The sequence below is a fragment of the Pseudomonas sp. NC02 genome, assembly GCF_002874965.1.
GTDB lineage: Bacteria > Pseudomonadota > Gammaproteobacteria > Pseudomonadales > Pseudomonadaceae > Aquipseudomonas.
This window is the reverse complement of record NZ_CP025624.1, coordinates 1,498,519-1,523,370: the sequence shown is the minus strand read 5'-3', so window position 1 is coordinate 1,523,370 and position 24,852 is coordinate 1,498,519. Positions and strand designations below refer to the sequence as shown.

Here is a 24,852-nt window from a genome sequence, read left to right as displayed (position 1 = left end):
CACAGCGTTTGCTTACGCCTGCTCCCGCCGCAGGTAATCGAACAACAACCGGCTCACCGGCGACAGCTGCGCCTCGTCACGCACCACCAGGATCAGGCTGCGGTCCGACCAGGCATCCGTCAGCGGCACCGCGTGCAAGCCCAACGCCCGGCCAAACAGTTCATAGGCTTTTTGCGGCAGGATGCCGATGCCCATGTTGGCCTGGACCATCCGGCACATGGCATCGAAGCCCGGCACATGGATCCGCAAGCGCAGCACCTTGCCCGCCTCCCGCGCCGCCGCATGGGTGCGCATGTTGATCGAACTGGCGGAATGCAGCCCCACGTAGTCGCTGTCCAGCGTCTCGGCGAACGTCAGGGTCTTGCGCGACGCCAACGGGTAATCCGCCGGCATCAGCACCACCAGTTTGTCCCGGCGATAGGTCACACCGGGCAGGCCTTTGGTATCGGTGTCGCTGGAACAGATGCCCAGGTCCGCAACGCCGTCAATCACACCCTGGACCACGCCGTTGCTGGGCCGCTCTTCCAGGTCGGCCTTCACCTGTGGATGCAGCGCGGAAAAGTCGCGCAAGTCTTCGGGCAGGAACTGAATGATTGCCGAGAGGTTCGCCAGCATCCGCACATAACCGCGCACGCCGTGACTGTGTTCGCCCAGCTCCAGGCCCATCTTCTCGACATTGAACAGCATCTGCCGTGCATGGTGCAGCAAGGTCTCGCCGGCGGCCGTAAGCTGCATGCCCTTGGCCTGGCGCACAAACAGGCTGACGCCCAGCACCTGTTCCAGCTCCATCAAGCGCTTGCTGGCCGCGGAGACCGCGATGGCTTCACGGGCGGCGGCGCGGGTCAGCGTGCCTTCCTCATGCACTGCCACAAACAATTGCAGGGTGATCAGGTCAAGGCGGCGAACCAGGCTTTTGTGCAGCATCTAGGCGCGCTCGGTGGCCAGGCGATTGATATCGGCCTGCTCCACCACCGGCAGAGGTGCGCCGTGCCGGACGGCCGAGAGCATCGCGCGGCCAACGGTTTCAGTGCTCACCACCCAGGCCGGTCGCACATGGCGCAGCAGCGACAACAACGGGCCGGCCACGGTGTAGATGGACTGGTAGAGCGGGGTTTTCGAGCGCACACCGTGCAACGGCTGGATCACCCCGGGACGGAACAGGTACACCGCCTTGAACGGCAGGCGCAGCAACGCATTCTCGGTCTTGCCCTTGATCCGTGCCCACATGGTTTTGCCGGTTTCGCTGCTGTCAGTCCCGGCGCCGGACACGTAGATGAAGGTCATCTGCGGGTTAACCCGCGCCAGGGTGCTGGCGGCCACCAGCGTCAAGTCGTAGCTCAAATGGGTGTACTTGGCTTCATCCATGCCCACCGAGGACACGCCCAGGCAAAAGAAGCAGGCGTCAAAACCTTGCAGCAGATGCTCCAGGGGCTGGAAATCAAACATGTCGGCATGCAGCACTTGATGCAGCTTGCCGTGTTCCTGGGTCAGCGCGGTACGGCCGACGGCGACGACTTCCTGCACGTCACTGGCCAGCAGGCACTCGCGCAACACGCCTTGGCCGACCATGCCGGTGGCGCCGAATAATAGAACTCTCATAAGGTTGGTTCCTAAGCGACAAGCGGTTAGCTTCATGCTGCAAGGTAGAGACAAACCCACTGGCAACTTGTAGCTTGCGGCTTGCAGCTTACTGCTCAACAGGATCTTTTGCCCCTTGAAAAGCACCACGACCCTCGCCATTGCCTGCAGCGCGGCTTTTTGTCCCAGGTTGGCATCAGCAGTTATCTGCCCGCCGTGCCGGCGATTGCCTTGTCATTGACCGCTGCAGAGGACCAGGTGGCACTGGCCCTGGCGGTGTACTTGATCGGCATGGCGTTGCCGATGCTGCTCTGGGGCAGCCTCGGTGAGCGCCTGGGTAGAAAGCCGGTGTTGCTGGCAGCGTTGGCGTTGTATGCGCTGGCCAGTGCGGCGATTCCGTCCGCCTACAGCCTCGAATCGTTCCTCGGCCTGCGCCTGGTTCAAGGCCTCGGTGCGGGCGGTGTGTCGGTGATGGCGCGGGTGCTGGTTCGTGACAGCTTCAGCGGTGCCCTGTTGGCCAAAGGTTTGTCGTGGCTGGGCATGACGTTCGTGATCGCCCTGGGCATCGGGCAGTTTGTGGGCTCGCTGTTGCAAGTGGCGTTTGGTTGGGAGGCGATCTTTTATGGGCTGGCGGTCGCGGCTGTCGGCTTGATGATTGCGCTGCAACGGGTGGTGTTTCCAAGATTGGAAAAAGCCTCTGGACACGTCTCGGCCTGGCGCATCTACGGCACGATCCTGCGCCATCCGGCGTTCCTGCGGCCTGCGTTGGCGGGCGGTTTGGGTTACGGGGTGATCATCGCGTTCAACACCTGCGCACCGTTGATTTTGCAGGGCCATTTCGAGTGGAGCGCCGCGCAATATGGCTGGCTCGGCTGGCCAATCAGCGGGGCGTATCTGGCGGGGGCGTTGATGGTCAATCGCCTCGTCGCCCGCACCGGGCGCCTGTCGATGATGAGTTGGGGCGTGGCGTTGGTGATGTGCGGCAGCGCGACGATGTTGCTGGGCAGCCTGTTTGCCAATGGGCTGGCGATCCTGCTGTGGCTGCCGTATTGCCTGGCGGTGTTCGGCCAATCGATGAGTTATCCCATCAGCCTGTCGCTGGCCAATGATGAATCACCGGTGAGCGGCTCCTACGCCATGGCCTTGAGCGGCTTTATGCATCAGTTGATGGCTGCGGCGATCGGTGGCGTGGCCAGCCTGCTGGCGAGTCAGCAGGCCTGGCCGTTGGCGGTGTTATGCGTGACGCTGGCGGCCGGCGCACTGCTGTGCGTCGCCATGGCCAGGACTGATCAGAACGCGCTGCGGAAGATCTCTTCAATCTGACGCTGATCCGCGCGCCGTGGGTTGGTCAGGCCGCAGGCGTCCTTCAGGGCGTTGGACGCCAGCAGCGGGATGTCCTGCAACTTGGCGCCCAACTCCCGTAGCCCGGCAGGAATTTCCACATCCTGGGACAGGCTGCGAATCGCCGCGATGGCCGCCTGGGCGCCCTCTTCCACCGACGTACCCTTGATATCTGCGCCAAGGGCCCGTGCCACATGGCTCAGGCGCTCGGCGCTGACGCTGGCGTTGAAGCTTTGCACATGGGGCAACAGCACCGCATTGCACACGCCGTGAGGCAAGTCATACAGCCCGCCCAACTGGTGCGCCATGGCGTGCACGAACCCCAGGGACGCGTTGTTGAAGGCCATGCCGGCAAGGAACTGCGCGTAGGCCATGTTCTCCCGGGCGGCCAGGTCTTTACCGTCGCGCACCGCAATCCGCAGGTTGGCGCTGATCAGTTCGATGGCCTTGATCGCACAGGCGTCGGTGATCGGGTTGGCGGCGGTGGACACGTAGGCTTCGATTGCGTGGGTGAGCGCGTCCATGCCGGTGGCGGCAGTCAGGCCCTTGGGCATGCCGACCATCAGCGCCGGGTCGTTGACCGACAGCAGCGGCGTGACGTTACGGTCGACGATGGCCATTTTCACGTGGCGGGTTTCGTCGGTGATGATGCAGAAGCGGGTCATTTCGCTGGCCGTGCCGGCGGTGGTGTTGATGGCTACCAGCGGCAGTTGCGGTTTGGCCGACTGATCGACGCCTTCGTAGTCGCCGATGTGCCCGCCGTTGGTCGCACACAGGGCAATGCCCTTGGCACAGTCATGGGGTGAGCCACCGCCCAGTGACACCACGAAATCACAGGCACTCTGTTGCAGCAGCGCCAGGCCTTTTTCGACGTTCTCGACGTTCGGGTTGGGCTTGGCGCCGTCATAGATCACCGAGTCGATGTCTTGCATCGCAAGCTTCTCGGCGATCATGCTGGCCACACCTGCCTTGGCCATCCCGGCGTCAGTGACGATCAGCGCCTTGCGAAAACCGTAGTTGCGAATCGCGGTCATGGCTTCGTCGAGGCAGTCGAGGCCCATGATGTTGACGGCGGGAATGAAGAAGGTGCTGCTCATGGTGGCTAATCCTTTAAAGTCGTTATGCCTACAGCATCGACCTCGATTGCCTGCGGCATCTTGACCAGGATCAACGCCCGCTCGTGATAAAGTCAGCGCCCAGCCGATTTCGAGTAGACCCGCCGCAATGAAGGATTCCCAGGATTTTGATGCCCACCTAGAAGACTGGAACGCCTTGCGCAGCAGTACCGCCATCAGCGGGATCCTGATCGGCAACGGCGCCAGCCGCGCAGTGTGGGAAGATTTTGCCTACGACTCGCTGTTCGAAAACGCCCGCACCGTGGAAGAAAAACCTCTGAGCCAGTCCGAACTCAGCGTGTTTGACGCGATGCAGACCCGCAGCTTCGAGCAGGTGCTGGGTGCACTGAAAACCACCAGCCGGGTCAACAAGGCCCTGGCGGTCAGCTCGGCTGCGCCGCGTAATCGCTATTACGCGATCAAGGAAGCGCTGATCAATACGATCCACAGCGTGCATATTCCGTGGCGCCTGGTGAAGCCGTCGACACTGGCGACCCTCCATCAGGAGCTGGCGAGTTACCCGACGGTGTTCACCAGCAATTACGACCTGCTCAACTACTGGGCGATCCTGCATGCGCCGGGCATCGACGATCTGTTTCGCAGTGCCGATGCGAGCTTTGACCTGCGTAATACTGCTTGCGACACCACGCGCATTTTGTATCTGCATGGTGGCCTGCACCTGGTGCGTAACCTTGATGGTACGGCGCGTAAATTGCCGACCACTGACAGCACGTTGCTCAGCAGTTTTGCGATCAACAACACGATCAAGACGCTGGATGATGTGCCGTTGTTTGTCAGCGAGGGCAAGGTTGAGGAGAAGCTGAAGACCATTCGCAGTTCTGACTATTTGTCGTTCTGTTACGAGCAGTTGTTGGGCCATGAAGGTGGGCTATGCATCTTTGGGCATCACCTCGGCGCGCAGGATGTGCATCTGGTGCAGGCGATTCGACAGGCGAAGATCAGCACGTTGGCGATTTCGGTGTTTGGGCGCAGTGCGGGGTTTATTCAGCAGCAGAAGCGGCGTTTTGCGGAGTTGTTTGAGGGGATGGAGGTGGAGTTGCGGTTTTTTGATGCGCGTAGTCATGCGCTTGGGAATTCGGGGCTTTCGGTGCCCGTGGAGCGGTGATGGTAGTTGGGGTGGGGTGGGGTGGGGTGTACATATCCGTTGCTGCGGTAACGGCCACTTATGGTTCCGCTCTTACAGCGGGTCACTTTTTTACAAACGCCTAAAAAAGTAACCAAAAAACGCTTTGCCCCACCACTCGGTGCCTCGCCTAGGCTCGGCATGCCCGCACTCCGGCACGGCTCCGCGGGCCGCCGCGCCGGGCCATCCATGGCCCGGCGCGGCTAAATCGGCATCCTTGCCGATTTACCCGCTCCACCGTGCCTACTTGCGGCCATCGTGGTTAACGGGGCCCGCAGATCAAGATCAAAAGCAAGAGCACAGCGACCTACCGGCCGGCTTGAGTGTTAAAAGCAGAGGCAAGATCCAGAGCGGAAGCAGAGCTGCTTTTCTGTGGGAGCTGGCTTGCTCGCGAAAAACCTGAGAGCGCCGCGTTCATCCAGAATGCCAGCGTCATCGTTAACGACCTTCGCGAGCAAGCCCGCTCCCACATTTGGACCGTGCCCGCTTTAGCTTTTGATTTTGCTGTTGCTCTAAAACACTCAAGCCGGCCGGTAGGCCGCTGTGCTCTTGCTTTTGATCTTGATCTTAGGCGCCCCGTTAAACCACGCTGGCCGAACGCAGGCTTTGGAGCGTGGGTAACCCGGCAGGACGCCGGGTTAGCCGTCCTGGGCCAAGGATGGCCCATGACGGCGGCCCACGGTCCAAAGCCGGAGTGAGGGCACACCGAGCCTAAGCGAGGTGCCGAGTGGTGGGGCAAGAGCGTTTTGCTTACTTTTGCGCTGTTCAAAAGTGAGCCGCTGTAAGAGCGGAACCGATATAAGCCATCACCCAAATAACGGATATGCCCCCACCATCACGCTTCAGCACTATGCACCACCACCAAAAGCTGAGCCTGAACCTCCCCCACCGACCGAATCCGATGCGGCTTCTGCGCATTGAAATGCAACGCATCCCCCCGATTCAACACCACCCGCTCACTCATGAAATCCACCTCAACCTGACCTTCATGCACAAACAAAAACTCCTCCCCCAAATGTTCCTTGAAGGTCTTGTCGGTGAACTCCGCCGGCGGGTAAATGATGAACGGCAACAAACTACGCTCACTGACCTGATGCGCCAGCACCGCGTAACCCGGTGATGCATCGGTGCCCGACAACGCCTGCCGTTCGTGGCTGCGCACCAGGCTGTAGCTGTCGAGGCTGACATTGTCCTCGCTGAACAATTCTTCGACCTTCACATTCAACGCCTTGGCCAGTTTCAGCGCCGCCGCAATCGACGGCGTATTCAACCCGCGTTCGACTTTCGACAGGTAACTCTTGGTCATCCCGGATTTTTCCGCGAGCGACTCCAACGTCACACCAAGTTTTTTTCTCAATATTTTCAAACGGATAGACATGCGCAGCGGTTAATCCATTAAAGAGGCGATGATGAATGCTTGCTAGTGACACTTTGTGTCATATAGTCTCTTTAGTGTCATTTGCGACGAACAAGGACACTGATATGGCCAAGACATTAGCACTCCCGAAAGACCAGCTGGTCAAGCAGGCGCTGACCCAGATGCAAAACACCCTGGCGGATAATACGTGGACCGACCGGCAAAAGCTGGCGCTGACCTGCCGGATCCTGTTCGAAAACGGCCACGACTCCGGCCTCGCCGGGCAGATCACCGCACGCGGCCCGACGCCTGGCACCTACTACACCCAACAACTGGGCCTGGGTTTTGATGAGATCACCGCCAGCAACCTGTTGCTGGTCAACGAAGACCTGGAGGTGCTGGAAGGCCATGGCATGCCCAACCCGGCCAACCGTTTTCACAGCTGGGTGTACCGCGGTCGCCCGGATGTGAACTGCATCATCCACACTCACCCGACCCACATCGCTGCATTGTCGATGCTGGAAGCGCCGTTGCAGGTGTCCCACATGGACCTCTGCCCGTTGTACGAAGATTGCGCATTCCTCGAAGCCTGGCCCGGGGTGCCGGTGGGCAACGAAGAAGGTGAAATCATCACCGCTGCCCTAGGGGATAAACGCGCGATTCTGCTTTCCCACCACGGCCAATTGTCCACTGGGGCGAGCATCGAGGAAGCCTGTGTGATCGCACAGTTGATCGAACGCGCGGCCAAGTTGCAGCTGCTGGCGATGGCCGCCGGCACGATCAAGCCGATCCTGCCGGAACTGGGCCGCGAAGCCCATGACTGGATTTCCAAGCCCAAGCGCCACGGCGCCGCGTTCAACTACTACGCTCGGCAGAACCTGCGCCAACACGCCGATTGCCTGAACTGAAACCCTTTTTCGACCGGAGACTTTTGCATGTCCAGCCCTTCTATTCACGGCATAATCGGCTACACCATCACCCCGTTCAGCGCGGACGGCCAGCGCATTGACCTCGACGCCCTGGGCCTTTCGATCGACCGCCTGATCGACAGCGGCGTGCACGCTGTCGCACCGTTGGGCAGCACCGGCGAAGGCGCCTATCTCAGTGATGCAGAGTGGGATGAAGTCGCCGCCTACAGCATCCAGAAGGTGGGCAAGCGTGTGCCGACCATCGTCAGCGTCTCCGACCTGACCACCGCCAAGGCCGTGCGTCGTGCGCAGTTTGCCGAGGCCCACGGCGCGGACGTGGTAATGGTATTGCCGGCCTCGTACTGGAAACTCAGCGAGGCGGAAATCCTCGCCCACTATGCGGCCATTGGCGACAGCATCGGCGTGCCGATCATGCTCTACAACAACCCGGCCACCAGTGGCACCGACATGTCGGTGGACTTGATCCTGCGCATCGTCAACAGCGTCGACAACGTGACCATGGTCAAGGAAAGCACCGGGGATATTCAGCGCATGCACCAATTGCACCGGCGCAGCGAGGGCCAGGTGCCGTTCTACAACGGCTGCAATCCGCTGGCGCTGGAGGCGTTTGCGGCGGGTGCGAAAGGTTGGTGCACGGCGGCGCCGAATCTGATTCCTCAGCTCAACCTGGATTTGTATGAAGCCGTTTTGGCCAATGACCTGGAGAAAGCGCGGGAGCTGTTTTATCGCCAGTTGCCGTTGCTGGATTTCATCCTCAAAGGTGGCTTGCCGGCGACGATCAAGGCCGGTTTGCGGCTGACGGGCCTGGAGTCGGGGGATCCACGGCTGCCGGTGTTCCCGCTGGCTGAGGCAGGCCGTGTTCAGTTGCAAGAGCTACTGACCCTGTTGCGCTGAAACGCAATCCAAATGTGGCAGCGGGCTTGCTCGCGAAGGCGGTGGGTCAGTCAATTAATAGGTCGACTGACTCACCGCATTCGCGAGCAAGCCCGCTCCCACATTTAGTCCGCATCCAACCTTGGATTTTCAATAGAGACAAATGACAATAATTCTCGATATCATTCACGACTTTTCCACGTCGTGCTTCGTCAAGAAGGATATCCATGTCTCGTCCCAAGCCCGACCCGCTGTCGGCCGATGCCTTTCGCGGGTTTTATGCAGATATCCTGCATTTCCTGCGTAAACGCACGGACAACGCCAGCGACGCGGCAGACATGACCCAGGATGTCTTCACCCAATGGCTGGACTACCGCGACCGGGCCCAGGTCGAGCAGCCACGGGCGTTTCTGTTCCAGATGGCGCGCAATCTGCTGCGCGATCACTGGCGCAAACAGAAGGTGCGGCACACCGTCCACCAGCAACAGGCCGAACTGGATGCCGAACCTGTCAGCGACTCGCGAGACGATCCCATGGCCGCCGCGCAACGCCTGCAACGCCTGGAACAGTTGAAAGAAGTCCTCTCTGAACTCTCGCCGAGAAGACGAGAAGCCCTTATGCTGCACCGCTTCGAAGGCCTGAGCCAGGCGCAGATCGCCGAGCGCATGGGCGTTTCGGTCAGCATGGTGGAAAAGCACATCGCTTTTGCCTTGCTGCATTGCAAGCAGCGACTTCAACAAGAACAGGGCAAGGAGCAGCCAGAATGACCCGCCTGAGCGACATCGACACCTGTGACATCGAGGCCAGCGACTCCATCGATGCCCAGGCCGCCAGCTGGTTTGCGCGCAACCGCAATGACGCCGGTCGCGCCGACCGCAAGGCGTTTGCCGCCTGGCAGTCCGAGCCGGCCAATGCCCGCGCCTACGCCGAATTCGAACAGCTGTGGGCCGACCTGGCGCAGTTGCAGCAACTGAACAAACCGACACCGCTGCCCGCGCGCAAGACACCCGCCTGGCGCCCGGCCCTGGCGGTGGCTGCCGCATTGGTGTGTGCCGTGCTGACGAGCAACATCGGCGCCCCGCGCGAGCTGTTCCACGCCCAGGTCGCGGCCCATGCCAAAGGAATGCGCACCATGCATTTGCCTGACGGCAGCACCTTGTACGTCAACGCCAATACGCGCCTGCGGGTGGACTTCAACAGTCACCAGCGCATCGTGCATCTGGATCAGGGCCAATTGTATATCGAGGTGGCGCCCGACAAGGAGCGTCCGCTGTTCGTGCAGGCCGGTGAAGCCAATGTGCGGGTGGTCGGCACCGGCTTCGATGTGCGGCGCAGCAAGCAGCAACTGGTGGTCAGCGTGGCCCATGGGCAAGTGACGTTCGATCCGGATGCCAGGCTGCCGGCCACCCTGCTCGGCGCCGATCAGCGCGCTACGTTCAGTTATGCCAAGGGCACGCTGCAGCAGCAAACCCTCACTGCCGGCGAGGTCGCCGATTGGCGCGGCGGCCACGTGTCGTTTCGTAATCGCGAGCTGGCCAGCCTGATGGACGAGTTGAGCCTGTACCGGCCCCAGGCGCCGTTGCTGGTGGACAGCGCGGTGGCGCAACTGAAGGTCTCGGGCAATCTGGACGTGAATGATCCGGACGCCCTGCTCAACGCCCTGCCGGCGCTATTGCCGGTGAAAACCGTGGCCCTGGCCGACGGCAATATCAGGATCGAACCGCGCAAATAGCCCCGCGGAATTCTTATTTGAGAATATTTTGCATTCGCATGTGAGGATTATTTTTCCTGCCGCGTCTTCCTCGGGTCTGCGTTTGATACGCACACCTTTCTGGCCATTTGGCTACTCCGGGGGATTTCATGTTTCGCGCGCCTTGCCACGTTCAGCACCTGTTTCTTCGACCCACCGCCATTGCCGCCTGCCTGGCCTTCAGCCTGAGTGCCCAGGCAGAGTCGTTCAAGCTGCAACTGCCGGCCCAGTCCCTGGCCACGTCCCTGAGCCAGGTGGCGCAGCAGGCGAAAATCCAGCTGCTGTTCGATGAAGCGCTGCTGAAAAATATCCAGGCGCCAGCCCTCAATGGCGACTTCACACCGGAAGTGGCGATTCGCACTCTGCTCAAGGACGGCGAGTTCGTATTGCTCAAGGTCGGCAGCACTTACGTGGTACGCCCCGAAGAGGGCAAGACCACCAACAGCAGCGCGATCCAGCTCGACGCCCTGAGCGTGATCGGCACCGGCAACGAGGTCGACTCCACCACCGTCGGCCGTTCCACCCTGACCCAGGCGGACATCGACCGCTACCAGTCCAACAACATTCCCAGCCTGCTGCAAACCTTGCCCGGCATCAGCCAGGGCGGCTCGCTGAAGCCCGGTGGCCAGACCATCAACATCCGTGGTTTCGGCGACGCCGAAGACGTGCCGCTGACCGTCGATGGCGCAACCAAAAGCGGCTTTGAGCGCTACCAGCAGGGCACTGTGTTTATCGAGCCCGAGCTGATCAAGAGCATCGAAGTGGAGAAAGGCCCCAACTCGCCCTTCAGCGGCAACGGCGGCTTTGGCGGTACGGTCAACATGACCACCAAGGATGCCCCGGACCTGCTCAAGGACGGGCGCAACAGCGGTGCCATGCTCAAATACGGCTACTCCAGCAACGACCATGAGCAGGTCTACAGCAGTGCCGTTTACGGGCGTACCGATGACGGCCGCTTCGATGCGCTGGCCTACCTGACCCAGCGCGACGGCGGCGACATGAAACTGGCTGCCACCCTGCCCAACGACAACAACCAGTACCCGATCAACCCCAAGCGCCTGCCCAACAGCGCCCAGAATGTGGACGGCAAACTGTTCAAGTTCAATGCTCACTTCACCGATGAGCAAAGCCTGGGTCTGTCGTATTCGCGCTCCAACAGCCAGCGCTGGACGCCCTTCTCTGCCGCCAGCTACCCGACGCCGCCGACCCAGGCCAACATCGACCGCTATGGCTACGAAGCCGCGCTGAAACGCTTCCTGGCCAACCGCAATACCGTCGACACCACCTGGTCCGGCAAGTACGAATACCAGCCGATGAATAACCCGCTGGTGGACTTGACCATCAAGTACTCCGAATCCAATACCGACCAGACCGACGAGCGCGACGCCACGGCGTTTTTCCAGTTGGCCACCGGCGGGCGCAAGATGGACACCTCCTATAACGACAAGAACCTCGACGTACGCAACGTCAGCCTGTTTTCCACCGGTGCGTTGCAGCACGCGGTGACCACCGGTGTGCAAATCCGCAAGCACACCCGGGAAACCGAAATGTGGATGCCCGGCGCCACCTACAACACCCCGAAATACAACTACGGGCACTTCCAGCCGGGCTTCATGCCCCATGGCAAGGTCGACACCAACAGCTTCTTTATCCAGGACGCGGTGACGCTGGGCGATGTGACCATTACCCCGTCGATGCGCTATGACCATGTGCGCAACCGCGGCGAGGCCAACGACGCGCCGTACTACAGCAACCCGGACCCGGCCATCGGCCATGACTACAGCGACCGCACTTACACCGGCTGGTCGCCACGCCTGGCGGCGTACTGGACCATCACCCCGAACGTAGCGATGTTCGCCAACTGGAGCCGCACCTGGCGTGCGCCAGTGATCGACGAGCAGTATGAAGTCCAGGGCCTGGGCAGCCGCACCGCCACCAGCCTGGACCTGGACCCGGAGCGCATCACCTCCATCACCCTGGGCAACGTCACCAGCTTCGCCGATGTGTTCGCCCACGGCGACAACCTGCAACTGCGTACCACGCTGTTCCACAACAAGGTCGAGGACGAAATCTTCAAGGCCACAGGCGTGGGCTGCCAGAACCAGGCGGTCAACGGCGGGACGATTTCCAGCGCCTGCCCGCCGGGCGCGATGTCCAACTACCGCAACATCGGCGGCATGACCATCAAGGGTTTCGAGGCCGAGAGTTTCTATGACTCCACCTACGTGTTCGGCTCGGTATCGTTCGCCTACACCACCGGTAAACATGAAGGCGCCTACACCAACCCGTGGGGGCCGGACGTCTGGGCGCGGGACATTCCGCCAACCAAATGGGTGGTGGTGCTCGGCACCAAGATCCCGAGCCTGGATATGCGGGTAGGCTGGCAAGGGCAGTTCATCGGCGCCACCAGCCGCCTGCCGAGCGACAAGTATTCCGGCGGCCCGGGCACCAGCATCGGCGACCTGTTCTACGACCAGTACGGCAACAAGCGCTACAACACGCAAGGCCTGTTCGCCAGCTGGAAGCCGCAACAGGCTTACCTCAAGGGTACCGAGGTGAACTTCACCGTAGACAACCTGTTCAACAACAACTTCCGACCGGCCCTGAGCGGCGACCGCGCCTACACCAAGGGCCGGGATGCGAAGATCAGTGTGACGCGGTTCTTCTGACCCCACCTAATCAATGTGGGAGCGGGCTTGCTCGCGAAAGCGCTGGATCAGTCGGTACATGAGTTACCTGACACACCGCCTTCGCGAGCAAGCCCGCTCCCACATTCAGATCTTCTGCGCGCCATTTCTTGTATTCACAAGGCTGAGCTCTGGGGCGTGAACCCGCTGCTTGCTCAAATACCGCGTGCAACTCACCCGCAAGAACGAAGCAAAATTCACCACTTCGCCGCGGTAATCCATCACTTCTTCATACAGCTTGGCGATCAGTTGATTGGTGGTCATCCCATCCACCTCGGCGATCTCGCTGAGGATGTCCCAGAACTGGTTTTCCAGGCGCACGGTGGTCACCACGCCGCAGATGCGCAGGGAGCGCGAGCGGGATTCGTACAGAATCGGGTCGGCCTTGACGTACAGTTCGCACATGGCGATGACCTCCGCTTTACAGGGTGATTTTGGTGCCCAGCAGGCCGAGGAAACCCGCGAGCCAGCTTGGGTGCGCCGGCCACGCCGGGGCCGTCACCAGATTGCCTTGAACGTGGCTGTCGGTCACCGGGATATCGATGAACGTACCGCCCGCCAGTCGTACCTCCGGCCCGCACGCCGGGTAGGCGCTGCACTCTCGGCCTTCCAGGATCCCGGCAGCCGCCAGCAGTTGAGCGCCATGGCACACGGCAGCGATGGGTTTGCCAGCCTGATCGAAATCCTTGACCAGTTGCAGGACCTTTTCGTTCAGCCGCAGGTACTCAGGGGCACGGCCACCCGGCACCAGCAGCGCGTCGTAGTCGGCGGCGTTCACCTTGGCAAAATCCGCATTCAGGGCGAACAGGTGCCCGGGCTTTTCGCTGTAGGTCTGGTCGCCTTCGAAGTCGTGGATCGCCGTGCGCACGGTCTGGCCGGCAGCCTTGTCCGGGCACACGGCGTGCACGGTATGCCCCACCATCAGCAGCGCCTGGAACGGCACCATCACTTCATAGTCTTCGACGTAATCGCCGACCAGCATCAGGATTTTTTTCGCGGCCATGGGACATTCCTCCGGTTGAACGGTTGGGCAGACAGGAGTAGCCAAGATAGACCCGCAGGCTTGATCCGGGTAATGGCCCGCTACTACATCAGCACCCCGGCTTGTGTGGGAGCCGGGCTTGCCCGCGATGCAGACACCTCGGCCTGACAGGTAAACTGCGTTGATCCCATCGCAGCCTCGCCAAGGCTCGACAGCTCCCACATGAACCGAGTCGCCCGTTCAAAACTGTACGGCTCAATCTGCACCTAGCTGTAAGCCCGTGTTCGCGGGGCTTTGTGGCTAGATGAACGTCCACTTCCGGCCCATTCGATTCTGGTTCCTTCCATGAGCTCCCGCGAAAATACCGGCATGGCCCTCGGCCTGCTGGGCGTCGTCATCTTCAGCCTCACCCTGCCCTTCACCCGTATCGTGGTGCAGGAAATCCACCCGTTGCTCAATGGCCTGGGCCGGGCGTTGTTCGCGGCGGTGCCGGCGGCGGCGTTGTTGCTGTGGCGCCGTGAGCGCTGGCCCACCTGGCGCCAGGTGCGCGGCCTGACGCTGGTGATTGCCGGGGTGATCCTGGGTTTCCCGGTGTTGTCGGCCTGGGCCATGCAAACCTTGCCCGCGTCCCATGGCGCGCTGGTCAACGGGTTGCAGCCGCTGTGCGTGGCGCTGTATGCGGCGTGGCTGTCCCATGAACGTCCGTCGAAGGCCTTCTGGGCCTGCGCGGCGCTGGGCAGTGCGCTGGTGCTGAGTTATGCGTTGATCACCGGAGCCGGCAGCATCCAGGCGGGCGACCTGTTGATGCTCGGGGCGATTGCCGTGGGTGGCCTGGGTTATGCCGAAGGCGGCCGGTTGGCCAAGGAGATGGGCGGCTGGCAGGTAATCTGCTGGGCGCTGGTGCTGTCGACGCCGGTATTGATCGGGCCGGTGGCCTACCTGGCGCTGCAACACGAAGGGCCGATCTCCATGCGCACCTGGTGGGCGTTTGGTTATGTCTCGTTGTTTTCGCAGTTTCTGGGGTTCTTTGCGTGGTACGCCGGGCTCGCCATGGGTGGCATCGCCCGGGTCAGCCAGATTCAGCTGTTGCAGATCTTTTTCACCATCGCGTTTTCGGCGCTGTTTTTTGGTGAACACATCGAGCCGATTACCTGGCTGTTTGCCTGCGGGGTGATTGTGACGGTGATGTTGGGGCGCAAGACCAGCGTGAAGCCTGCGCCAGCTCCCAAGGCTAGCGCGATCTAATGTGGGAGCGGGCTTGCTCGCGAATGCGGTGGGTCAGTTGATACATCAGGTGACTGACACACCGCTTTCGCGAGCAAGCCCGCTCCCACATTTTTGATTTGCGTCGTACTCAGGCGAGGTAACCTTCCGCCCGCAGCAGGGTTTCCAGGCAATGTTCGGTGATGTTGTAGAACGCCTTGAGCTCCTGGATTTTCTCCAGGAGTTGAGCGTTGTCCACCGGCTCGGCACGCTTCACCGCCAGGATCATCTTGTTCTTGTTGGTGTGCTCCAACGAGATGAACTCAAACACCTTGGTCTCATAGCCGCACGCTTCAAGGAACAACGCGCGCAAACTGTCGGTGACCATTTCCGCCTGCTGGCCCAGGTGCAGGCCGTATTGCAGCATCGGCTTGAGCAGCGCCGGGCTCTGGATCTGCAGGCGAATCTGCTTGTGGCAGCACGGCGAGCACATGATGATCGACGCACCGGAGCGGATGCCGGTGTGAATCGCGTAGTCGGTGGCGATGTCGCAGGCATGCAGGGCGATCATCACGTCCAGCTCGCTGGGCGCGACGCTGCGCACATCCCCGCACTTGAACACCAGCCCCGGGTGGTCCAGGCGGGCGGCGGCGTTGTTGCACAGGGTCACCATGTCTTCGCGCAGTTCCACGCCGGTGACTTCGCCCTCGGCGTTGAGGGTGTTGCGCAGGTAGTCGTGGATGGCAAACGTCAGGTAGCCCTTGCCCGAGCCAAAGTCCGCGACCCGCACCGGCTGGTCCAGCTTCAGCGGCGAGGTGGTCAGCGCATGGCTGAACACTTCGATGAACTTGTTGATCTGCTTCCACTTGCGCGACATCGCCGGGATCAGCTCGTGTTTGGCGTTGGTCACGCCAAGGTCGGCGAGGAAGGGCCGGGTCAGGTCCAGGAAGCGATTCTTCTCGCGGTTGTGCTCGGCAGACGGCGCTTCGCGCAGTTGCTGCGGCTTGCTTTTGAACAGTGAGCTTTTGTTTTTCTTGCTGTATTCCAGCTGGGCTTCGTCGGTCACCGACAGCAGGTGCGCATTCTTGAACGCCGCCGGCAACAACTCGGCAATTGCCGCCACGCCGTCGGCCAGGGAGAAGTTCTTGGTGATGTCGCGGGTCTTGTAGCGATAGACGAAGGACAGGCAAGGCTGATCCTTGACCGTCAGCTGCTTGATGATCAGCTTCTGAAGATCAGGCTCGGTGCCGACATACTTGGCCAGCACCAGCTTGATAAAGGCGTTTTGCTCAAGGCTCGCGCTCAGCAGTTCAAGGAACTGCGCGTGATGATCCGGCGCGGGGCTGGCAGGTTTAGCGGTGGCAGACATGAACAAAAACGCCTCGGGCAGGGAATGCCGGGAATTTTACACTACTCCAACACCACCAACCGATTCGGCAGCTCATTGCGTGCGTGGGTCACCGGAACGTGCTCCCTGAGCAATTCCCCGCAAGCCTCAATACACGCCACAAACCCGGCCAACGTCTGGCCTTGCTTCACCTGGCGGGTGAAGTCCTTGACGATCGCATCCCAACTGCTGTCATCCAGGCGACTGGATATCCCCTTGTCCACCAGGATTTCCACATACCGCTCGGCCTCACTGACAAAAATCAGCACCCCGGTGCTGCCCAGCGTGTGGTGCAGGTGCTGCTCGAGAAACTGCCGCCGTGCCAGGTTGGACGCGCGCCAATGGCGCACCGAGCGCGGGATCAGTCGCGTGGTGACCCTGGGCAAACGGAACACCAGGCACAGCACGACGAACGTGCCCCACTGCGCCAGCAGCAAGGTGTACATGGTCAACCAGCCCGACAGGTAGTGGATGATCCCCGGCACCACCAGCGCCAGCAGGCTGGCCCACAACAGCGGGATGTAGGCGTAGTCGTCGGCGCGGGCCGCGAGCACGGTCACCAGTTCGGCGTCGGTCTGTTGCTCGACCCGGGCGATCGCCTCGGCGACCTGGCGTTGCTCGTGTTGACTCAGTAATGCCATGGTTGTTGATGCTCTCTAGTTATTGTCATTACCAGCCGCCCGAGGCGCCACCGCCGCCAAAACCACCGCCGCCGCCCCTGAAGCCACCACCGCCACCGCCTCCCCCGCCGCCACGACCGCTGCTGCTGAGAATCGCCAGCAGGATAGCGCCAACGGGCAGGCCCATGCGATTGCACAGCCACAACACTGCCAGCAACAGGATGAACAGGCCAATGGAAATGCCCGGGTTTTGCTTGGCGAAGTTGGCCTCGGACACATGCGCCGGCACGGCCAGCGGATCGCCGCCCACCACCTGCAGCATCGCCGCCACGCCGTCACTGATGCCCTTGCTGTAGTTGCCCGCCTTGAACGCCGGGGCGATCACCTGGTTGATGATCACCCAGGACTGCGCATCCGTGAGTACGCCTTCCAGGCCATAACCCACTTCGATGCGAATCTTGTGCTCATCCCGGGCGACGATCAGCAGGGCGCCGTTGTCCTTGCCCTTCTGGCCGATGCCCCAGGCGCGGCCCAGTTGATAACCGAAGTCTTCAATGGGCACGCCTTGCAGGTCGGGCACGGTGACCACCACGATCTGGTCGCCGCTGGTCTGCTCCAGCGCCTGCAACTGCTGGGTCAGCTGCGCACGCACGGCCGGGTCGATCATCTGGGCGTTGTCCACCACCCGTCCGGTCAGGGCCGGGAAATTCAGGGCGGCCTGGGCGGTCAGGCTGAAGGCCAGCAGCACCGCCGCCATCAGCCAAGCGCGCTTGCCCATCAGAATTTCACTTGCGGCGCTTTATCGGCATCGGCACTCGTGGCCTCGAAGTTGGCGCGGACCGGCAAGTCGCTGTACATCACGCTGTGCCACAGGCGGCCAGGGAAGGTGCGGATCTCGGTGTTGTAGGCCTGCACTGCCTGGATAAAGTCGCGGCGGGCCACGGCGATGCGATTTTCGGTGCCTTCAAGCTGCGATTGCAGGGCCAGGAAGTTCTGGTTGGCCTTCAGGTCCGGGTAGCGCTCGGACACCACCATCAAACGGCTGAGTGCACCGCTCAAACCGTCCTGGGCTTGCTGGAACTGCTTGAGTTTCTCGGGATTGTCGAGGGTGCTGGCGTCCACCTGGATCGAGGTGGCCTTGGCCCGCGCTTCGATCACGGCCGTCAGGGTGTCCTGTTCATGGGCGGCGTAGCCCTTGACCACTTCCACCAGGTTGGGGATCAGGTCAGCGCGCCGCTGGTACTGGTTCTGCACCTGGGCCCAGGCCGCCTTGGCCTGTTCGTCCAGGGTCGGGATCTTGTTGATGCCGCAACCGCTCAGCACGGTGCTCACCAGTATCAATGCCACGGCCTTCCAGCCCCAACGGTAACCTTGTGCTGCTTGCATGGTGTTTCTCCTGCCAAACCTATGAAATTTACCGACTGACGCGTTAGCCACGGGCTTAGGGCATAATCCGCCACCACCCACTGGATTGCATCGTGCCAATCAGCTAAAAGATGCCCAGCGCCAATAAGAGTTCAGAAGTGTGCGGTATTTATCTGAACAACACCCGAACAACAATAGACGCTCTCCGGTCCCAAGGCTGCGAGAAAGGATTTTCATGAAGAAGCTGTGTTTGCTGGGCCTTGTTGTCAGTTTGGCCACTCATTCCGTATTAGCCGAAACAAAGCCCGCAGTGCTCAAGGACAAGGACGCCTTCGTCAGTGACCTGCTCAAGCAAATGACCCTCGATGAAAAGATCGGCCAATTGCGCCTGATCAGCATCGGCCCCGAAATGCCCCGCGAACTGATCCGCAAGGAAATCGCCGCCGGTCGCATCGGCGGCACCTTCAATTCGATCACCCGCCCGGAAAACCGTCCGATGCAGGACGCAGCCATGCGCAGCCGGTTGAAGATCCCGATGTTCTTCGCCTATGACGTGATCCACGGCCACCGCACGATATTCCCCATCAGCCTGGCCCTGGCTTCCAGCTGGGACATGGACGCCATCGGCCACTCCGGGCGCATCGCCGCCCAGGAAGCTGCCGCCGACAGCCTCGACATCACCTTTGCGCCAATGGTCGACATCTCCCGCGACCCGCGCTGGGGCCGTACCTCCGAAGGCTTTGGCGAAGACACCTACCTGACCTCGCGCATTGCCGAAGTGATGGTCAAGGCCTTCCAGGGCAGCAGCCCGGCCAAGGCCGACAGCATCATGGCCAGCGTCAAGCACTTCGCCCTGTATGGCGCGGTGGAAGGCGGTCGCGACTACAACGTGGTCGACATGAGCCCGGTCAAGATGTACCAGGACTACCTGCCGCCCTACCACGCCGCCATCAAGGCTGGCGCCGGTGGCGTGATGGTTGCGCTGAACTCGATCAACGGCGTACCCGCCACCGCCAACACCTGGCTGATGAACGACCTGCTGCGCAAGGACTGGGGCTTCAAGGGCCTGGCCGTGAGCGACCACGGTGCGATCTTCGAGCTGATCAAGCACGGCGTGGCCAAGGACGGGCGTGAAGCCGCCAAGCTGGCGATCAAGGCCGGCATCGACATGAGCATGAACGACTCGCTCTACGGCAAGGAATTGCCCGGCCTGCTGAAGTCCGGCGAGATCGAACAGAGCGACATCGACAATGCCGTGCGCGAAGTGCTCGGCGCCAAGTACGACATGGGCCTGTTCGCCGACCCGTACCTGCGCATCGGCAAGGCCGAGGATGACCCGGCCGACACCTACGCCGAAAGCCGCCTGCACCGCGCCGACGCACGTGACGTGGCACGCCGCAGCCAGGTGCTGCTGAAAAACCGGAACAACACCCTGCCGTTGAAAAAGGACGCGACCATCGCCCTGGTCGGCCCGCTGGCCAAGGCGCCGATCGACATGATGGGCAGCTGGGCCGCTGCCGGTAAACCCGCGCAATCGGTGACCCTGCTGGACGGCATGAACGCCGTGATCGGCGACAAGGGCAAGGTGATCTATGCCCGTGGCGCCAATATCACCAACGACAAGAAAGTCGTCGACTACCTCAACTTCCTGAACTTCGATGCCCCGGAAGTAGTGGATGACCCGCGCTCGTCCCAGGACATGATCGACGAAGCCGTCAAGGCCGCCAAAGGCGCCGATGTGGTCGTGGCCGCCGTGGGCGAGTCCCGTGGCATGTCCCACGAATCGTCGAGCCGCACCGACCTGAACATCCCGCAGAGCCAGCGCGACCTGATCAAGGCTTTGAAAGCCACCGGCAAACCGCTGGTGCTGGTGTTGATGAACGGCCGTCCGCTGTCGATTGTCGAGGAGAACGAACAGGCTGACGCAATCCTGGAAACCTGGTTCGCCGGCACCGAAGGCGGCAACGCTATCGCTGACGTGCTGTTCGGTGACTACAACCCGTCGGGCAAGCTGCCGATCACCTTCCCGCGTTCGGTGGGGCAAATTCCGACCTACTACAACCACCTGAGCATTGGCCGGCCGTTCACTCCGGGCAAGCCGGGCAACTACACCTCGCAGTACTTCGATGACACCACCGGGCCGCTGTTTCCGTTCGGTTACGGCTTGAGCTACACCAGTTTCAGCCTGTCGGACATGGCGCTGTCGTCCACCACCCTGAACAAGACCGGCAAGCTCGACGCCACCGTGGTGGTGAAAAACACCGGCAAGGTCGATGGCGAAACCGTGGTGCAGCTGTATATCCAGGACGTGGCCGGCTCGATGATCCGCCCGGTGAAGGAATTGAAGAACTTCCAGAAGATCATGCTCAAGGCGGGCGAAGAGCGCGCGGTGCACTTCACCATCACCGAGGAAGACTTGAAGTTCTACAACACCCAGCTGAAGTTTGCGGCTGAGCCGGGCGAGTTCAATGTGCAGATCGGGTTGGATTCGCAGGATGTGAAGCAGCAGAGCTTCGAACTGCTCTAAAGTCTTGCCCGGTCAAAATGTGGGAGCGGGCTTGCTCGCGAATGCGGTGGATCAGTTGATACATCAGGTGACTGACACACCGCTTTCGCGAGCAAGCCCGCTTGTATGCTAGGACTTGAAGGGAGGAGGAGGGACAAAGCCCGATTCTGACTGTTGGCGCAGTACAGACCGTGGGAGATTTCGCCCCTCCTCCTTTCACCCAAGCGCCGATAAAGAATGCATCTGGCTATGACCGACGATAGGAACAAGCCTGCGCCTCTGGGTGAGCCCTTCAAGTGCTCAAAACCATAGCCCGGAGGAAGTCCCATGGCAATGCCAGTTCCTGTCTCAAAGCCGATCGTTGGCGTCGATGTTGCTAAAAATGAGCTGGTGATTTACCACGCCGAACTCGATCTGCTGGAAGTAATCCCGAACAACAAAACCGCCATTAAAAAATGGCTGAAGGCCCTACCGGGCACCGTGGCAGTTGCGATTGAAGCTACCAACATCTATCACTTGGAGTTCGCTGATCTCGCCTATGAAGCTGGCTGCGTGATCTACATGGTGGGTGGATATGAGCTCAGCCATTATCGTAAAGGTGTGAATATCCGGGCTAAAACCGACGCCCAGGATGCCAAATTGCTCGCTCGCTATTTAAAAAACGAAGCCGATGAACTTCGTCCCTGGACGCCGCCATCTCCTCTGTATCGCCAGCTTTTGAGTCTTTTCCGCCGCCGGGCGGCGCTGGTCCAGGCACGCGTCAGCCTGACTCAAAGCTGGGCGAATGAGCCGTTACTGAAGGCCTCTTTTACCGAGCAGGTGAAGTCGATGCAAAAGCTAGAAGGCCTGATTGAAAAGATGATCGGTGATCGCCTGAAAGAAGCTGGACTGTCGGATCAGCTAAAGCGTTGCTTGAAAGTTGAAGGTATCGGTTTTTTGACTGGAGCCCGCTTGGTTACTAGCTTTCAACGAGGTGATTTTAGAAACGCAGACGCTTTCATCGCCTTCTTGGGCATGGATTTACGCGTTTCTAAGTCAGGACAGAAAGATAATCGTCGTAGCTTGAGCAAACGTGGCGACTCAGAAGCTCGGCGTCTTTTGCACAACGCAGCGATGGCAGCTAGCCGAACGGCTGCATGGAAGGAGTTTTATCAAGCGCAACGGGCGCGGGGTTACAGCACCACTCAGGTGCTGGTAATGCTGGCCCGCAAGCTTGCTCGAGTGGTATTTGCCTTGCTAAAAGGACAAAGCGAATACCAACCAAAGGTTGGTTGAGGGTTGCCCCTCAACCATAGAATCTCCCACATTTGATTGGGGTATTCTGGCTTATCCGCGGCGGTCCAGCAGGTTGACCACCAACCGATCAATCCACCCCCACACCCGCTGCTTCACCCGCCGCCACAACGGCCGCGACTGCCATGCCTCAAGGCTCACCGCCTGGCTCAGGGCAAAATCCCGCTCGAAACTCCCCACCACTGCCAACGTCAATTCCGGGTCCAACGCTTCCAGGTTCGCTTCCAGGTTGAAGCGCAGATTCCAGTGGTCGAAGTTGCACGAGCCAATGCTCACCCAATCATCCACCAGCACCATTTTCAAGTGCAGGAAGCACGGCTGGTATTCAAAGATCTGCACCCCGGATTTGAGCAAACGCGGGTAGTAACGGTGCCCGGCATACCGCACCGACGGGTGATCGGTACGTGGCCCGGTCAACAGCAAACGCACATCCACCCCGCGCCCCGCCGCCCGGCGCAGGGCACGCCGTACGCTCCAGGTCGGCAGGAAATACGGCGTGGCCAGCCAGATACGCTGGTGGCCGCTGTTCAACGCGCGGATCAGTGACTGCAAGATATCCCGATGCTGGCGGGCGTCGGCATAGGCCACACGCCCCAGCCCCGGTCCTGTCGCTGGCACCTTGGGCAACCGTGGCAGGCCAAAATGCGTGGCCGGTTTCCAGGCTCTACGATCGTCGTTCGCCAGCCACTGACGGTCGAACAACGCCTGCCAATCCAGCACCAGCGGGCCACGAATCTGCACCATCACTTCGTGCCAATCGGCGGTGTCTTCCCCAGGCGTCCAGAATTCATCCGTCACGCCGGTGCCGCCAACCACGGCGATGGTCTGGTCGATCAACAACAGCTTGCGGTGGTCCCGATAGAGGTTGCGCATCCAGCGGCGCCAGCTCAGGCGGTTGTAGAATCGCAGGTCCACCCCGGCATCGATCAACCGCCGACGCAGGCCCAGGGTAAACGCCAGGCTGCCGTAGTCATCGAACAGGCAACGTACGCGCACGCCACGTTCGGCGGCCGCCACCAGGGCCTGAACCATCGCCTCGGCACACGCGCCCGCCTCCACCAGATACAGCTCCAGCGCCACCTGTTGCTCAGCCTGGGCGATACCTTCCAGCATGCGTGGGAAGAAACTCGGGCCGTCGACCATCAGCTCGAAACGGTTGGCGCTGCGCCACGGGAACACTGCGCCGCTCATGTCAGCGCGCCGTGAAAATCAGTACCGCACCCACCGGCACCGACAGGCTGATCTGCGACAGCCCGGCGGCCTTGCGCAATGCGGCTACCCCCGGCAGCAAATCGAAATCCTCGGCGTGCACCACCAATGGCTCCAGGGTGACCACCTGGAAGCGTCGGTCATCCAGGCGGGTCGCCAGCAATTCGGTGCTGTAGGTCTGGGTCTTGCCGTGCAGGGTCACCGACAGCGGCAGGCGCAGCTCGTATTGCGCGCCGGGGGCCAGGTCGTTGATCGGTTGCAGGTTGATCTGCGCATTGATCACCGCGTCCGGGTAGGTCTTGATCTCGAACAGCTCATTGCGCATGCGCTCGTCGCGCAGCGGGATGCCGCTGTTGATCGACTCCAGTTCGACTTCCAGCTGCGCCGCGCCTTTGCTGTCGACCTTGCCATGCAGCACCAGGAAGCGCTGCACTTCAGCGATGTCGGTGTTCTTGGTGGTGACGAACGACAGGCGCGAGGACTCGTTGTCCAGGTACCAGTCGGCGTGGGCAGGCACGGCGGCAGCGGCCAGCAGCAGGAAGGCCATGGGTTTGAACAGGGACATAAAGACTCTTGGGGCAAAAAACCTGGGCGAACAGTAACAAAGACCTCCTGTAGGAGCGAGCTTGCTCGCGAAGGTTGCCAACGATGACGCGGGCATTCTGAATGAACGCGGTGCCTGTGAGTTCTTCGCGAGCAAGCTCGCTCCTACGGGGGAACGGTGGTCAGGCCAACGCCTGCTGCACATCGCGAATCGTCGACTCCAGGCTGGCCAGGTGCAGGCTCAGCACCCGTTCCACCGGTGCCTGATCCATCGGCCAATGCAGCGCCATGCTGCCCACCAACCGGCCATTGGCCCGCACCGGCAAGGCCACCGCGCGAATCAGGAACGGCAGGCGCACCGGGTATTCCCAGTAGCCTTCGGTGCGTTGGCCAAACCCCTGGTGCTGGGATTGTTCACACGCCCGGTATTGATCGTCTTCCGCCACATGCTCACGACCGGCCAGGCGCTGCACTTCATCCGCCGACAATTGCGCCAGGCACGCCTTGCCCATGGCCGAATGAAACAGGCTGGCGTGCTGGCCGACGATCTGGCAATTGTTCGGGTAGAGCTTGCGCAGCACCGTGGGGATCGCGCTTTCCATCACCTCCAGGCGCTCGCCGTCGAAGCTCGACAGGTCCACCACCAGGCCGGTGCGCTCGCTGAGGTCCAGCAGCCACGGCGCGGCGCTTTCCACCAGTTGGCGCTTGAAGCGTTGCTGGGTGTCGCCGAACAACCGTCTGGCCCGCAGGCGGTAACGCCGGTCGCTGAGCCCACGATAGATCCAGCCCTGTTCCTGCAAGGTCAGCAGCATCCGCGAGACCGTGGCCTTGGGCAGGTGAGTCAGGTAATGCAACTCTTCCAGCCCCAGCGCCTGATGCTCGCCGAGCAATTCGATGATCGCCAGTGCCCGCCCTACTGAGCGTACGGTTCCCGTCTCGGCGTCGCTGCCCATGTGTCGATCTCCTTGAT

The 24,852-nt window shown here is 61.2% G+C and carries 21 protein-coding genes and 2 pseudogenes; 10 read left to right on the top strand and 13 right to left on the bottom strand.

What is annotated here, in order from left to right; genetic code table 11:
- Positions 1-12 precede the first annotated feature (12 nt).
- Complete coding sequence (locus C0058_RS07035) at positions 13-924, bottom strand: LysR family transcriptional regulator (RefSeq protein WP_003212094.1); 912 nt, start codon at positions 922-924, stop codon at positions 13-15.
- Complete coding sequence (locus C0058_RS07030) at positions 925-1,599, bottom strand: NAD(P)H-binding protein (RefSeq protein ID WP_102368277.1); 675 nt, start codon at positions 1,597-1,599, stop codon at positions 925-927.
- Positions 1,600-1,714: 115 nt separating this feature from the next.
- Here C0058_RS07030 and C0058_RS07025 point away from each other — a divergent pair.
- Positions 1,715-2,901: pseudogene (locus C0058_RS07025) on the top strand (MFS transporter).
- Here C0058_RS07025 and yiaY read toward each other — a convergent pair.
- Positions 2,868-4,016, bottom strand: a complete 1,149-nt coding sequence (gene yiaY / locus C0058_RS07020) for an L-threonine dehydrogenase (RefSeq protein WP_008437790.1) — start codon at positions 4,014-4,016, stop codon at positions 2,868-2,870. The pseudogene C0058_RS07025 and the gene yiaY overlap by 34 nt on opposite strands.
- Positions 4,017-4,143: 127 nt before the next feature.
- On the opposite strand from yiaY, the gene C0058_RS07015 reads away from it, so the two are divergent.
- Complete coding sequence (locus C0058_RS07015; protein ID WP_003212103.1) at positions 4,144-5,160, top strand: DUF4917 family protein; 1,017 nt, start codon at positions 4,144-4,146, stop codon at positions 5,158-5,160.
- 853 nt (positions 5,161-6,013) lie between these two features.
- Here C0058_RS07015 and C0058_RS07005 read toward each other — a convergent pair.
- On the bottom strand, positions 6,014-6,556 hold the full coding sequence (locus C0058_RS07005) for a helix-turn-helix domain-containing protein (RefSeq protein ID WP_087692630.1): 543 nt from the start codon (positions 6,554-6,556) through the stop codon (positions 6,014-6,016).
- A gap of 104 nt (positions 6,557-6,660) precedes the next feature.
- On the opposite strand from C0058_RS07005, the gene C0058_RS07000 reads away from it, so the two are divergent.
- The 5 genes from C0058_RS07000 (at position 6,661) to C0058_RS06980 (ending at position 12,756) form a co-directional block, all read left to right on the top strand.
- A complete protein-coding gene (locus C0058_RS07000; RefSeq protein ID WP_102368276.1) occupies positions 6,661-7,443 on the top strand; it encodes an aldolase in 783 nt (260 codons plus the stop codon).
- 27 nt (positions 7,444-7,470) lie between these two features.
- Complete coding sequence (locus C0058_RS06995; RefSeq protein WP_102368275.1) at positions 7,471-8,358, top strand: dihydrodipicolinate synthase family protein; 888 nt, start codon at positions 7,471-7,473, stop codon at positions 8,356-8,358.
- Positions 8,359-8,564: 206 nt separating this feature from the next.
- Entirely contained in the window at positions 8,565-9,104 is a 540-nt protein-coding gene (locus C0058_RS06990; protein WP_087692632.1) for an RNA polymerase sigma factor, read from the top strand.
- Entirely contained in the window at positions 9,101-10,069 is a 969-nt protein-coding gene (locus C0058_RS06985) for a FecR domain-containing protein (protein ID WP_102368274.1), read from the top strand. Before C0058_RS06990 ends, C0058_RS06985 begins: the two co-directional genes overlap by 4 nt.
- Before the next feature lie 128 nt (positions 10,070-10,197).
- Positions 10,198-12,756 (top strand): TonB-dependent receptor, encoded by a 2,559-nt coding sequence (locus C0058_RS06980; protein WP_003209136.1) that lies wholly within the window; start codon positions 10,198-10,200, stop codon positions 12,754-12,756.
- 105 nt (positions 12,757-12,861) lie between these two features.
- Here C0058_RS06980 and C0058_RS06975 read toward each other — a convergent pair whose 3' ends face one another.
- Together C0058_RS06975 and C0058_RS06970 are read right to left on the bottom strand one after the other, a co-directional pair.
- Positions 12,862-13,179: a ribbon-helix-helix domain-containing protein gene (locus C0058_RS06975; RefSeq protein ID WP_003209138.1), complete on the bottom strand. Its 318-nt coding sequence runs from the start codon at positions 13,177-13,179 to the stop codon at positions 12,862-12,864.
- Between the two features lie 16 nt (positions 13,180-13,195).
- Complete coding sequence (locus tag C0058_RS06970) at positions 13,196-13,777, bottom strand: DJ-1/PfpI family protein (protein ID WP_008430897.1); 582 nt, start codon at positions 13,775-13,777, stop codon at positions 13,196-13,198.
- Between the two features lie 324 nt (positions 13,778-14,101).
- Between C0058_RS06970 and C0058_RS06965 the strand changes: the two are divergent.
- Positions 14,102-15,098 (top strand): annotated as a pseudogene (locus C0058_RS06965) (DMT family transporter).
- Between the two features lie 12 nt (positions 15,099-15,110).
- Here the strand turns inward: C0058_RS06965 and C0058_RS06960 are convergent.
- The 4 genes from C0058_RS06960 to C0058_RS06945 are packed head-to-tail and all read right to left on the bottom strand — an operon-like array spanning position 15,111 to position 18,352.
- Complete coding sequence (locus C0058_RS06960; RefSeq protein WP_102368273.1) at positions 15,111-16,328, bottom strand: SAM-dependent methyltransferase; 1,218 nt, start codon at positions 16,326-16,328, stop codon at positions 15,111-15,113.
- Between the two features lie 41 nt (positions 16,329-16,369).
- Positions 16,370-16,987, bottom strand: coding sequence for a TPM domain-containing protein (locus C0058_RS06955; protein WP_003209147.1), 618 nt, complete (start codon positions 16,985-16,987; stop codon positions 16,370-16,372).
- A 28-nt stretch (positions 16,988-17,015) separates the two neighbouring features.
- Positions 17,016-17,744 (bottom strand): YgcG family protein, encoded by a 729-nt coding sequence (locus C0058_RS06950; RefSeq protein WP_003209148.1) that lies wholly within the window; start codon positions 17,742-17,744, stop codon positions 17,016-17,018.
- On the bottom strand, positions 17,744-18,352 hold the full coding sequence (locus tag C0058_RS06945; protein ID WP_003209150.1) for a LemA family protein: 609 nt from the start codon (positions 18,350-18,352) through the stop codon (positions 17,744-17,746). The genes C0058_RS06950 and C0058_RS06945 overlap by 1 nt, the downstream gene beginning before the upstream one ends.
- A 214-nt stretch (positions 18,353-18,566) precedes the next feature.
- Here C0058_RS06945 and bglX point away from each other — a divergent pair, with 214 nt between their 5' ends.
- Together bglX and C0058_RS06930 are read left to right on the top strand one after the other, a co-directional pair.
- Positions 18,567-20,858: a beta-glucosidase BglX gene (bglX, locus tag C0058_RS06940; RefSeq protein WP_008430891.1), complete on the top strand. Its 2,292-nt coding sequence runs from the start codon at positions 18,567-18,569 to the stop codon at positions 20,856-20,858.
- A 312-nt stretch (positions 20,859-21,170) separates the two neighbouring features.
- Positions 21,171-22,112 carry an IS110 family transposase gene (locus C0058_RS06930; RefSeq protein WP_371316509.1) on the top strand — a complete coding sequence of 314 codons (942 nt, stop codon included), beginning with the start codon at positions 21,171-21,173 and terminating at the stop codon, positions 22,110-22,112.
- Positions 22,113-22,163: 51 nt separating this feature from the next.
- Here C0058_RS06930 and C0058_RS06925 read toward each other — a convergent pair whose 3' ends face one another.
- The 3 genes from C0058_RS06925 to C0058_RS06915 all read right to left on the bottom strand — a co-directional run bounded on the left by C0058_RS06925 (position 22,164) and on the right by C0058_RS06915 (position 24,835).
- Entirely contained in the window at positions 22,164-23,321 is a 1,158-nt protein-coding gene (locus C0058_RS06925) for a phosphatidylserine/phosphatidylglycerophosphate/cardiolipin synthase family protein (protein WP_008430889.1), read from the bottom strand.
- A gap of 1 nt (position 23,322) precedes the next feature.
- Positions 23,323-23,904 (bottom strand): YceI family protein, encoded by a 582-nt coding sequence (locus C0058_RS06920; protein ID WP_008430888.1) that lies wholly within the window; start codon positions 23,902-23,904, stop codon positions 23,323-23,325.
- A gap of 160 nt (positions 23,905-24,064) precedes the next feature.
- The gene (locus C0058_RS06915) at positions 24,065-24,835 is read right to left on the bottom strand and encodes a helix-turn-helix domain-containing protein (protein WP_003209157.1); all 771 of its coding nucleotides are present in this window, start codon (positions 24,833-24,835) and stop codon (positions 24,065-24,067) included.
- Positions 24,836-24,852: the final 17 nt, after the last annotated feature.